At 35.4% G+C, this 12391-nt stretch carries 10 protein-coding genes; 5 read left to right on the top strand and 5 right to left on the bottom strand.

What is annotated here, in order from left to right; all coding sequences use genetic code 11:
• Window positions 1–7: 7 nt before the first annotated feature.
• The 5 genes from NYE49_RS18330 to NYE49_RS18310 form a co-directional block, all read right to left on the bottom strand.
• Complete coding sequence (locus NYE49_RS18330; protein ID WP_015384813.1) at window positions 8–1177, bottom strand: CDP-glycerol glycerophosphotransferase family protein; 1170 nt, start codon at window positions 1175–1177, stop codon at window positions 8–10.
• A 3-nt stretch (window positions 1178–1180) separates the two neighbouring features.
• On the bottom strand, window positions 1181–2206 hold the full coding sequence (locus tag NYE49_RS18325; RefSeq protein ID WP_003235523.1) for a ribitol-5-phosphate dehydrogenase: 1026 nt from the start codon (window positions 2204–2206) through the stop codon (window positions 1181–1183).
• Entirely contained in the window at window positions 2203–2916 is a 714-nt protein-coding gene (locus NYE49_RS18320) for a 2-C-methyl-D-erythritol 4-phosphate cytidylyltransferase (protein WP_015384812.1), read from the bottom strand. The genes NYE49_RS18325 and NYE49_RS18320 overlap by 4 nt, the downstream gene beginning before the upstream one ends.
• An 88-nt stretch (window positions 2917–3004) precedes the next feature.
• Entirely contained in the window at window positions 3005–4156 is a 1152-nt protein-coding gene (locus NYE49_RS18315; RefSeq protein ID WP_047183289.1) for a CDP-glycerol--glycerophosphate glycerophosphotransferase, read from the bottom strand.
• Between the two features lie 95 nt (window positions 4157–4251).
• Window positions 4252–5025, bottom strand: coding sequence for a WecB/TagA/CpsF family glycosyltransferase (locus NYE49_RS18310; RefSeq protein WP_015483778.1), 774 nt, complete (start codon window positions 5023–5025; stop codon window positions 4252–4254).
• Between the two features lie 507 nt (window positions 5026–5532).
• Between NYE49_RS18310 and tagD the strand changes: the two genes are divergently transcribed.
• The 5 genes from tagD to tagG all read left to right on the top strand — a co-directional run bounded on the left by tagD (window position 5533) and on the right by tagG (window position 12391).
• Window positions 5533–5922: a glycerol-3-phosphate cytidylyltransferase gene (gene tagD / locus NYE49_RS18305; RefSeq protein ID WP_047183288.1), complete on the top strand. Its 390-nt coding sequence runs from the start codon at window positions 5533–5535 to the stop codon at window positions 5920–5922.
• 93 nt (window positions 5923–6015) lie between these two features.
• Complete coding sequence (locus NYE49_RS18300; RefSeq protein ID WP_038829882.1) at window positions 6016–7200, top strand: CDP-glycerol glycerophosphotransferase family protein; 1185 nt, start codon at window positions 6016–6018, stop codon at window positions 7198–7200.
• A 23-nt stretch (window positions 7201–7223) separates the two neighbouring features.
• Entirely contained in the window at window positions 7224–8564 is a 1341-nt protein-coding gene (locus tag NYE49_RS18295; protein WP_047183287.1) for a glycosyltransferase family 2 protein, read from the top strand.
• Window positions 8565–8689: 125 nt separating this feature from the next.
• Window positions 8690–11392 (top strand): CDP-glycerol glycerophosphotransferase family protein, encoded by a 2703-nt coding sequence (locus NYE49_RS18290; protein WP_047183286.1) that lies wholly within the window; start codon window positions 8690–8692, stop codon window positions 11390–11392.
• Between the two features lie 171 nt (window positions 11393–11563).
• Entirely contained in the window at window positions 11564–12391 is an 828-nt protein-coding gene (tagG, locus tag NYE49_RS18285; RefSeq protein WP_014665585.1) for a teichoic acids export ABC transporter permease subunit TagG, read from the top strand.

Genomic DNA, 12391 nt, shown 5'->3' with positions numbered 1-12391 from the left:
CTTTCTCCTAATCGGCACCAGATGTTAAAAATGATGAAATAAAATCGGCCACCCGCTCTGAAGATTTGCCGTCCTGATGGGTGATAAATGCCTGTGAAAAATCTTCAATACGTTTCGTATCAGCCTCGTGATCACTCTCGATATCGTATACAAGCGATGCAACGTCTTTAGAAATCGGCCCGGGTACAAACGATTCAAACGGGTAGTAGAAATCACGTTCTTCCAAGTAGTCTTCTAAATCCGGGCAGTAAAAATACATCGGACGTTTCAGCAGGCTGTACTCGAAAATAACTGAAGAATAATCGGTTATCAGCCCATCAGAGATTGCCATCAAATCGTACAAAGAGTACGAATCAGTTAAATCCAGCACAAAATCATCCTCTTCCGTGTGCGCATGTTTGCGCATATACGGATGAAGATGGAGGATCACGACATAATCTTTATGGTTTAGCGCCGATTTTAATTGTAGCAGATCAAGCGGTATAGCGTCACCCTCTTGATGATGTCCGCTGCCTCGAAAAGTAGGAGCATACAAAAGCTTTTTTTTATGCTTCAGTTCAGGATAAACCCGATGAAACTCATCCAGTACAGTGCGAATATGTTCCTTATGATAAAAATAATCCGTTCTTGGAATGCCGAGCGGCAAAATCTGCTTTTGCTCCATTTGAAAGGCTTCGGCGAAATGCGGAACGGCAGCGGGTGCACTGACAATGGCATAATCATAGTTTGAATGCACGGGAACAATCTTCAAATAATCAGAAGAAGGGCCGAACGGCTTGTTCACAATGCTGTAGCCAAATTTTTTAAACGCGCCGCAAGCATGCCAAAGCTGGATGGCAACAGTTTCCTTTCGTTTTGGCACAACATACAAAGGAAAATAATAATCATCCAACAAAAGCACGCGGCATGTTGCAAGGTGATATAACGAGCTGAAAAGATGAAGCAAATATGCAGCTCGTCCGATCAGCCCTTTATCCATCTTGCGGAACAGCAGGGTGATGCGAAGAGACGGATCTTGCTTCAGCTTTTCATAGACACCTTTAAAATTATCACTTAAATGATCCTCACGATAGGAAGCTATGACAATTTTGTTGTGCTGTACTGGTAATAAAGCGCTCAATAGTTTATAAGCAGTGCCGAATACTCCTTTTACAATTCGTGTAAGGAATGTTTTCACTGTTTAAATTTCCCATTCAATAACAGTTTTTCCCCAAGATGAAGTCAAATCTGCTTCAAACGCGTTTGTAATTTCCTCAATACTGCGTACCGGGAAGCGTCCGCCAACTAATGTTTCTAAATAATCAACGACTTCAGGGTATTGAGCTAAAAAGTCTACAGTACGGGCAAAATCCTCGCGTCCGCTGCGGCTGCTGCCGATCAGCGTAATCCCTTTTTCAAGCACCATTCTTGTTTCAATTTCAACAGGGTATTCAGACACGCCTAAGAGCGCTACACACGCTTCAGGATGGACATGGGCAATGATTTGCTCAATTGCGCTTTCACTGCCGCGTCCGCCCACGCATTCAAAGGCATGATCAATTCTGACATCTTCAGGAATGTCGTTAATTTGATAAGCTGCATCAACAAAAGAAAAATGATCAAGCTTGTAAGGTGTTTTTCCGAAAATAAACACCTTGCTGTCTGGATATTTTTTCTTCAGTAGAAGCGTCATGATAAATCCGAGATTTCCGTCCCCCCAGACACCGAATGTGTCACGCTTCTTATGCGCCATGCGCTCAAAGCGGGAAAGCGCGTGAACTGCAATTGTAATAAGCTCAGTGAAGGCTGCGACATGCGGATTAATGCTGTCTGGAAGCTCAACAAGCCGATCAGGCGCCATGAACATATAATCCTGCATAAATCCATCATAACCGCTTGAACGGAATCTGCTGGACCGCAGGTAATTCTCCGCGATGACTTCATGCTCTTCAACCGGTGTATTTGGCACCATAACAACCCGGGTTCCGACTTTAAATGTGCCTGTCGGATCAAACATGACTTTTCCGATCCCTTCATGGATCAGAGCCATCGGCAGTTTTTTGTCCATCGCTTCTTTGCCGCGTGAGCCAGTATAATAACGCTGGTCTGCAGCACAGATGGATAAATGGGTAGGACGGACGACGACCTTATCTGAATGGACAACTTTATCTTTATATGTCACTTCAAATTGTCGGGCAGAAACTAAACGATATGTTTGATTAATCATTGTGAAATTCGCTCCTGTAAAATGGCATTAGCCACTTTTAAGTCATATGGTGTCGTTACTTTAATGTTAAAGACTTCACCGCGGACCAGCTTCACTTTTTCACCTGCTAACGAGCAGATCTTGCAAGCGTCAGTAAGGACAGCTTTTTGCTCATCGGACAGTTGATTATAAAGCTCGACCAATTTGCTGATCCGGAAGCTTTGCGGTGTTTGCCCCTGATACATGTTATCGCGGACAGGGATATCAGAAATAAATTCCTGGTCTTCTGAAGCAATAATTGTATCAATGGCTGAGATAACAGTATCAACCGCGCCGTATTGAAGAACAGCATCAATGTTTTCATCGATAATGCGATGAGTGAGAAACGGACGCACAGAATCGTGAGTGATGATCACGTCATCATCCTGAATACCGAATTCTTTTTCAATATAGCGGATGCCGCTCATAATAGATTCATTACGGTCGCTGCCGCCTTCAACGACAATCAGGCGATCATCCTGCCCGATAAATTTCTTTAAAATGTCTTTTGTATGGTTAATCCACTCTTTAGGGGAGACGATTAAAATCTTATCGAAACGGTCATTTAATAAAAACTTTTCAACCGTATGAATGATAATTGGGCGTTTATTTAACGGCAAAAACTGTTTTGGCATATTGACGTTCCCCATGCGGGAACCTTTTCCACCGGCTAGAATCTCAGCATAAATCATAAAATGACTCCTTCCTTACTACAACTCATAATGTTTTATAAAAGGTTTTCATATTATTTGCAATACCGATCTCTATTATATATAAAGATCAGTTTGATTTCTCATTTACATAGCTTAAAAGCAGCTTGCTGGCATTCCCTCTCGAGTACAGATTCCATTCACGTGAAAAGCGCTCCACTTCAGTTTGAAGCCTGTTCATATCTTTCAGCTGGTCCAAGAGCATTCCTGAATCACGGCAAGGAACCCCGGGGATTACCTCTGTATAATGGCGGATTAAACCGCGGGTTCTGTTGTAAGCCTCCATATCATACGTATAAAACAAAATGGGTTTGTCCAGCAAAGCAAATTCAAAAGGGACAGAAGAATAATCTGATATTAACAGATCACTCATTTTTAAAAGGTCTGCAAGCGGGAGATCTGATACGTCTTTTATCCACGCACTATCCCCAGGTAATTCAGCAGATTGCTTCATAACAGGATGAAGTTTTACTGCAAGTAAATATTCTCCTTTTAAATCATGCTGCAGCTGTTTTTCTGAAAACGGCAGCGAAAAGCTTTCAAACTGATGATCCCTAAAGGTTGGCGCGTACAGGATGATTTTTTTCTCTGCCGGCAGGTGATATTTGCTTTTAAGGTCATTGCTGTTTTCCTTCACCTCATAGTAAGCATCGGTTAAAGGCACGCCAAACCGAAGAAATTTATCACCTTTTATATCGAAGAATTCCTTGAATATGTCAGCCATATGTTCAGAACCGACGACAATCCGGTCAAATGAAGCATACACTTTGCGAAAGCGTCTCACGTCAGCCCGCGAACGATTCTGTGTGTTGATATCCTTTAACCCAAATCGTTTAAACGCTCCATTCGCATGCCAAACTTGGATACACTCGATATCAGGTCTGCAGGTCAAAACGGTTGTCAAAACAAAATAGTTATCAACAATCACAGCTTTACTGCTCAGCATAGAAAAGACCGCTTTATATATATGAAGCGGGTGTTTTTCGTTAATAACTGAAACAGTAAGCTCAGGAAATTCTGTTTCCAGCGATTTGGCATGCTGGGTCAGAAGTACATGAATGGGAAATGAGTAGTGTCCCATCTGATATTCCTTTAATATTGCCCGGGCATTATCAGGAAAGGAAACAAGAAGGGTCACTTGACTTCCCGGTTTGACCCAAAACAGCAATGCGCCGATGACTTTGATGAACAAATAGTAAAAAAACGCAAACCAGGATTTCAATCTGTCATCAGCTCAAAACGGCTGCCGCGGATTGTCGGCAGGCACAGCGAAAGGTTCATGCATTTCATTACATACCATAGCTCCTTTAAGGCCCATTACAGATGGCGTGATTGATCTTTGACCTGTCCTGTATATTGCGGCTTTGCTGAAGTTCGTTCATGTTTCAGCACGGCTGTAACATACTTAGGAATGCTAAGCATTCTTCTCCAGCGCGCAGGGTTTGTGATCAGCCTGTACATCCATTCAAGGTGAAAACGGATAAAAAATGAGGGCGCTCTTTTGACATTGCCGCTGAACACATCAAAGCTTCCGCCCAGCCCTACAGAAACAGCCTGAGGGAATAGATGTCGGTATTTATGGATAAAGAACTCCTGATTAGGATAACCTAAAGCAACAAATACCATGTCAGGATTTGAGGCTGCAATCTTGTCTGCCACCTCACGTTGATTCTTCACATAACCGTCAGAATATCCGGCAATTTCAATCCCAGGATAATCACGTTTGACTCGCTCGATTGTCTGAGCAATCACATGTTTAGCTGCACCGTAAAAGAAAACCCGTTTTTTCTTTTGATCAGCCTTCTCAAGCAAAGACGTAAACAAATCATAACCGGCGATTCTGGATTGAAGCGGCTTACCAATTAGCTTGGAAACCAACACTACACCAATGCCATCCGGCAAAATAAAATCAGCAGATGAAAGAACCGCTTCATAACGCGGATTTTGAATCGCTTCAAATCCGATTTCAGGATTCGCTGTTACGATGAACGCACCTTTATTCTGGTCCAAAAATGACGTTTCTAAATGTGATACAAATGAAGTCAGTTCACCGTCTACAAAATCTAATTGATTAATGGGTTTCGTTTGCATCGTATCAACCCTCCTTTTCATCTATATGTCTATAAAAAACACGTGTCATTCGTATAGTTTGATTAAAGACTCTTTGTCTGAAAACATTTTACTCTATCTTACCACAAAAATCTTTAGGAACTTTTAACATTCACATTACAATTCCTTCACGTTTTGACGATGAATTAATATGAGGAGGGCGTACAAAATAAATGACGCAGCAGAAAGAAAATCGTTTCACTTAAAAACGCGACAAAAGATTCGATTTTTTCGAAAAAGAAAACTTGTTATAATGGGTATGGATGAGACATTAGACCTGTAAAAATTATACATCAATACAACGATGATACCAAAAAATGCTGGTGATTGACATTTTTAAAGAGCCTTAACTTTTATAGGAACTTATGCTATTATTGTTCAATATTAATGGTACGTAAAAAATGTGTCGAAATTATAAACAATCTGTTAAGGTTTTTGGTTTTTTTCTGGTACTCTCAGTTGAAAACGGTTGGAAGGTGATGTTATCTGATGAAGAAAGTGATAACGTACGGAACATTTGATTTATTTCATTATGGACACATGAAGCTGCTGCAAAGAGCAAAAAATCTGGGTGATTACTTAATCGTAGGATTATCTACAGATGAATTTAATCTTCAAAAACAAAAAAAATCGCATCATTCCTATGAACATCGAAAATTCATTTTAGAAACAATTGATTTTGTGGATGAAGTGATTCCCGAAAAAAACTGGGAACAAAAAATTTCAGATATTCAAAAGTACAATATAGATACATTTGTGATCGGCGATGATTGGAAAGGGAAATTTGACTTCTTAAAGGAATATTGTGAGGTCATTTACCTTCCGAGAACAGAAGGCATTTCAACTACCCAAATCAAAGAAGACATGGCTAGTTTATAGAAGCACTAACTTAAAGAGGCTTGAAGTAATTCAGTTGCTTCTTTTTTTCTTGTTTGCGCAAATATAAATTTTTTACTCTTTAAGGAGTTCATTATGAAATCTTTTATTTTACAAAAATGCAGAAGTTTATTAGTCAGGGTCTATTCAGTTCTTTTTAAGATTTTTGCTCTTCTGCCAAGAAACAATAAATTAATTTTATTTGAAAGCTACTCAGGAAAACAGTTTAGCTGCAATCCCCGAGCAATCTATGAATATTTACAGGAAAATAAAGATCAATATGATTATAAAATGATATGGAGCATTGATAAACGATATTTGTCGGCATTAGACGGCGTAGATGCAGCATATATAAAAAGGTTTTCTTTTAAGTGGATTTGGTACATGGCTACAGCGAAATATTGGATTACAAACAGCCGGCTCCCTTTATGGATTCCAAAACCAAAAAACACATTGTATGTACAGACGTGGCACGGCACTCCGCTAAAAAAACTTGCTAATGATATGGATGAAGTGCATATGCCCGGAACCACAACCGAAAAATATAAACAGAATTTTCTGCAGGAAGCTAGCAAATGGGATTATTTAATTTCTCCTAATGCTTACTCGACTGAAATTTTTAAACGAGCGTTTCAATTTAAAAAACAAATTTTAGAAACAGGTTATCCGCGAAATGACATTCTATATTCACCAAATAAAGAATCTTTAATAAATAGGGTAAAACAAGAGTTAGAAATTAGCGAAGATAAAAAAATAATTTTATATGCACCAACTTGGAGAGACAATGAGTTTAAGAAAGTTGGCCAGTATAAATTTAAACTTCAATTTGATTTAGAGGAAATGAAGAGGAAGCTTGGGGACTCTGTGGTTATTCTTTTAAGAATGCATTATCTAGTTTCAGAACAATTTAATTTAGGGAAATATAAAGATTTTGTGAAAGATGTTTCCTTATATAAAGATATTCGAGATTTATATTTAATTAGTGATTTATTGATTACGGATTATTCTTCTGTCTTTTTTGATTATATGAATTTAAAAAAACCCATCGTATTTTTTGTGTATGATCTCCCGGCTTATCGAGACTCTATCAGAGGTTTCTACTTTAATTTTCAGCAAAAAACGCCAGGAAACTTGGTTCAAACAAGTGAAGAACTTATAGATACGGTAATAGAGTTGTTACATAATCCTTATATAGATCATAACTATGAGGATTTTTATAATGAATTTTGTAATTTAGAAGATGGCAAGGCTTCTAAAAGAGTAATTGAAACGATCCTTTAACTTCTAAATAAAGAGGTACAAACATGTTTTCTATAATTATGCCAATATATAATTCTGAGAATTATTTAAGGTACTCAATAGAGAGTGTCATTAACCAGTCAATAGGATTTCAGGAAAATATAGAACTGATATTAATAGATGATGGTAGTGTTGACAGCAGTCCTCAAATTTGTGAGTCCTTTAAAAATCTATATCCTAATAATATTAAAATCATGAAAATTGAAAACTCTGGACCTTCTGCTGCAAGAAATTGTGGATTATCAAATGTAAGCGAAAAATCTAAATTTATTGGTTTTCTTGATTCTGACGATGCATTGTCTCATAATGCACTGCAAAGTGTTTATGATTTTTTTTGTGATTCCGAAGATGTAAATATCGCGGTATTACCTGTTTATTACACAGGTGAAAAAAAAGGCGAACATAAATTAAATAATAGATTTGAAAAAGGAACAAGAGTTATAAATATTCTCAACGATTATAAAGCTATTCACTTTTATATTGGCGGCACTTTTTACAGAAGACATACACTAAATCGTACCGTCCTGTTTGATGAATCTATAAAGTTTTGGGAAGACGCTATCTTTTTTAATCAGTTATTACTGAAAGAAAAAAGATACGGAGCAGTTGCAGAAGGAAAGTATTTTTATAGAAAACGGAAAGAACAGAACTCATTAGTTGATCGTTCGTGGTTTAACAAAAAAAGGTACACATATTTGTTGAATGAATGTTACATGACTTTGTTGATGGATTCAATAAAAAAATATGATATAGTTTTGCCTTATCTGCAATTTTTAATTGTATATCATATGAAACTGTTTTTATATCCGAACTATAGAGATGTTTATAAGTCTGTTTTAGATCAACAAGAACAAAAAGTTTTTGTTGATGATTTTATTAAAGTTTTAAAATTTATTGATCCGCAATTTATAAAAGAACAAGATATGCCGATGTACTATAAAGAATTTATGTTTCACTTATTAAAAGAAAATACAGAAGCTCTAGAAGATATAAAAAAAGAAAGAGTACTGCATAGTTCATGTACTGTTACTTCGACAAAAATAAAAGGGTTTAGACTTGAATTAACAGGGCACTTTATTAACCAGTATTATGAGATGAAAGAAAATGACAGATTATATATAAAATATTTTAATAGATTAAAAGTATGTAAACGAAAAGAACTGAAAAAAACAATTGAAGTATGGGGATATAAATTAAGAGATTTTAGATATGCTGGTTTTGTTGTAGAAATACCGATTTGGGCCCTTGCATTTGACTTTGTCCTAAAAACACCAAATGATGCTTTAGAACTTAACCATGTAAACATTTTTAAAAGTTTTCTTACAAAGACTTTAAAAAACAAGTAAGGAATCCTTTTCATACATTTTACTAAATTAATCATGTTTTTTCAAAAATTTAGCACTCTCATTGTTTTTACTTTTATTTACCCGGATTCTTATTCATATAAACATTTTGTTAGGAGTAATCTTTTATGAACGAAAAGAGTTTTAACTATGATTTCAGTGTTATAATGCCGATTTATAATGTTGAGTTATATCTAACTGATGCTATAGAAAGCGTTATTAACCAGACGGTTGGTTTTGAGAATATTCAGTTAATACTTGTGAATGATGAAAGCCCCGATAAAAGTGAAATGATTTGTAAAGAATATGCTCAAAAATATCCAAAAAATATTGTATATGTAAAGAAACAGAATGGCGGAGTGAGCAGTGCCCGAAATTATGGTTTAAAGTATGCTGAAGGCAGATATATTCAATTTTTGGATCCGGATGATTTAGTTTCAGAAGAAACATTCGAAAATGTTTTAAACTTCTTTAACCAACATAAGAATGAAATTGATATTGTAGCAATCCCAATATTTTTTGAGGAAGGAAGAACTGGAGAACATAATCTAAATAATAAGTTTTCTTCAACGAGAATATTGGATGTGGAAAAAGAACCACATCATATATTAACTCATTGCTGTTCTACATTTATAAAAAATGATGCCTTGAAAAATATCAGGTTTGATGAAAATTGTAAAATAGGTGAAGATGCTAAGCTAGTTAATTTAATTATATCGCAAAAGAAAAAGTATGGTCTTGTTAAGGAGGCAAAATATCATTATAGAGTTAGAGAAGATGGATCGTCTGCCATGCAGACTGCTAAAGCAAATAAGAATTGGTTTAACCATTCACTTATCACTTTCTCCAAGAATTTAATCGATATCACCAAAAATAATGAACAGAAAATACCTTTGTTTCTTCAATACATGGTTATGCATGACTTGAAGTGGAAATTATTGATTAAGGATATTAGTGAAACACCTTTAGACGAAAATGAATACCGCGAATTTTTAACATTGATACGAGAAGTGTTATCGTATATTGACGACGATGTCATTATTAATACAAAAAGTGTCAGCCATTTCTATCTATATCATGCTTTAAAAATAAAACACGGTGAAAATTATAGTAAGTATGTATATGAAAAAGAAACTGAACAAGATTATTATTTATTCAGAGAAGATAAAATTGTTTCGAAGTTATCGAATCAAACTTTAACTATTGAGATTTTAGAAGAAAATGAGGATTCTATTCATATTGAAGGATTTTGGAGCTCTCTTTTTAATTCTAAAGGCTTTAATTTTTATGCTAAAATTGGAGAAACAAAAATAAAAGCTAAGAAAATAAAAAGAAGTCATAACGATTATATAAGTTTAGGAGAGGTAATAAAAAAATATCCTGGTTTTTCTATAGATATTCCCAAAAGCTATCTTGCTGGCAATCACCATATTGAATTTTTTATAGCAAAAGGTAAAAAAAGAAAAATGGCAAAGCTTCGGTTCTTTAAGTATTCAGGTTTGTCAAATGACCTATTTAACGCTTATGCAGCTAAAAAGGATTATATCTTTTATTATAATTATAAAAGATTAATGTTCGAAAAAAACAATGTTAAAAATAGATTTATAAAAGAGTTTCGTTTCTTAAAATCCCTTCATAAATCAGGGGGAAAATCAAAAAAAAGAAAATCAGCGATTAAGAAGGCACTTGTGGCAAGAATAGCACACCATGTTTTCACTATTTTTAATAGAAAACCAGTATGGTTATTCATAGACAGACAAGACAAAGCTGATGATAATGCCGAGCACCTCTTTAAATATGCAATCAACCAGAATGATGGGGCAAAAAAATACTTTATAATAAAAAAAGATAGCAAGGATTACGACAGGATTAAAAAATATGGAAAGGTTATACCATACAGATCTTTTAGACATAAAATTTTAACCTTATCCTCTTCCAAAGTAATATCGACACATGCAGATATATGGGTTGTAAATCCATTTTTCAATATGGAGATTTATTTTAGAGATTTATTTAATTTTCAGTTTGTCTTTTTGCAGCATGGAATAACAATGGCAGATCATTCTGAATGGTTAAATAAATATAGTAAGAATATCAAATTATTAGTCACTTCTGCCAAACCTGAATATCGGTCAATTGTGAAAGGGAGTTACAATTATAAAAAGGAAAATATCTTGTTGGGGGGATTTCCGAGGTACGATAATCTTACGAAGAGTGAAGGAGAAAAGCAGCTTTTAATAATGCCGACTTGGAGAAAAGATATTGTACTACCGAAAGATCAGGCAAAAGGAGTAAGACCGTACAACCCCAAATTCAAAGATAGTGAATACTTTGCTAGGTATAATGCTTTGATTAATGATGAGCGGCTAATCGAATTTGCTAAGAACAACAATTATAAAATAACTTTTTTCCCACATCCAGACATTCAGCAACAGATTGAGGACTTTGAAAAGCATGAGTATGTGGAGTTTGCCGACTATAACAGCAGCTATCAAATGCTATTTAATTCTTCTAATATAATGATTACTGATTTTTCATCTGTTGCGTTTGATTTTGCATATGAGAAAAAACCTGTTATTTATTATCAATACGAAAAGTCATACCATTTTAAACTTGATTATTATGATTATAAAAAAATGGGGTTTGGTGATGTAATAGAAGATCATAATAACTTAGTTGATAAAGTTATCTATTATATGAAAAACAATAGTCGTATGGAAGATAAGTATAGAAAAAGAGTAGATAACTTTTTTGCATATACTGATAAAAATAATAGGAATCGTATTTATAAAGCTATTTTGGAATTAGATAATAATAAAGTTGCTAAGTGAGTTTAATTTGCCCTATACTGACACTTTAAAGTAAAGAGAAGTTCTGCGGGACTTCTCTTTACTTTTTAAAAGTGAAAAAAACCTCAACATCTGTTACAATATTCACCGGTGCTTTCAAATTTCTTTAACCGAAAGATCCAAAAAATCATTTAAGTCTAAGGAAGATAAACAATGAATGCATTAGTAAGAATCGTAAAAGAGCAAGTGACATCGTTTCCTTTAATTTTGCGCTTAGCTTCATATGAGACAAAGTCTCAGTATCAGATGAATTATCTTGGTGTATTATGGCAGTTTCTCAATCCTCTCATTCAAATGCTGGCGTATTGGTTTGTATTTGGTATGGGGATTCGTAACAGCAAGCCAGTCATAACAGGTATTGGAGAAGTGCCTTTTATTGTTTGGATGCTGGCTGGTTTGATCCCGTGGTTTTTTATTAGCCCGACGATTCTGGATGGATCAAACAGTGTATTTAAACGGATCAATATGGTGGCGAAAATGAATTTTCCGATCAGTTCACTGCCTTCTGTCGTGATTGCTTCAAATTTATTTAGTTATTTTGTAATGATGGGTGTTTATGTCATTGTCCTTTTAGCAAGCGGTGTTTACCCTAGCTTGCATTGGATACAATATATTTACTATTTAATCTGCATGATTGTGTTTATGTTTTCATTTAGTTTGTTTAACTCTACAATCAGTGTGCTTGTCAGAGATTATCAATTTCTGCTGCAGGCCGTAACCAGATTATTGTTCTTTTTACTTCCGATTTTTTGGAATATCTCAGAGCAGCTCGGGAAAAATCACCCGAATCTTCTGCCTGTGCTTAAGCTGAATCCGATTTTTTATCTGATAGAAGGATTTAGGAACAGCTTCTTAGACGGAAAATGGTTTTTCCAAGACATGAAGTACACGCTGTATTTCTGGCTGTTCACATTCCTTTTATTGTTAGTGGGTTCTATTCTGCATATGAAATTCAGAGACAAGTTTGTTGACTTTCTTTAA

It is taken from the genome of Bacillus sp. FSL L8-0358 (assembly GCF_038593095.1).
GTDB classification, from domain to species: Bacteria; Bacillota; Bacilli; order Bacillales; family Bacillaceae; genus Bacillus; species Bacillus subtilis.
This window is presented reverse-complemented; position numbering and strand designations above follow the sequence as displayed.

Excerpts from the sequence above, each read along its gene's own strand:
- NYE49_RS18325 (WP_003235523.1), bottom strand. The coding sequence starts at position 2,206 with ATGATTAATCAAACATATCGTTTAGTTTCTGCCCGACAATTTGAAGTG.
- NYE49_RS18320 (WP_015384812.1), bottom strand. The coding sequence starts at position 2,916 with ATGATTTATGCTGAGATTCTAGCCGGTGGAAAAGGTTCCCGCATGGGG.
- NYE49_RS18310 (WP_015483778.1), bottom strand. The coding sequence starts at position 5,025 with ATGCAAACGAAACCCATTAATCAATTAGATTTTGTAGACGGTGAACTG.
- tagD (WP_047183288.1), top strand. The coding sequence starts at position 5,533 with ATGAAGAAAGTGATAACGTACGGAACATTTGATTTATTTCATTATGGA.
- NYE49_RS18300 (WP_038829882.1), top strand. The coding sequence starts at position 6,016 with ATGAAATCTTTTATTTTACAAAAATGCAGAAGTTTATTAGTCAGGGTC.
- NYE49_RS18295 (WP_047183287.1), top strand. The coding sequence starts at position 7,224 with ATGTTTTCTATAATTATGCCAATATATAATTCTGAGAATTATTTAAGG.
- NYE49_RS18290 (WP_047183286.1), top strand. The coding sequence starts at position 8,690 with ATGAACGAAAAGAGTTTTAACTATGATTTCAGTGTTATAATGCCGATT.
- tagG (WP_014665585.1), top strand. The coding sequence starts at position 11,564 with ATGAATGCATTAGTAAGAATCGTAAAAGAGCAAGTGACATCGTTTCCT.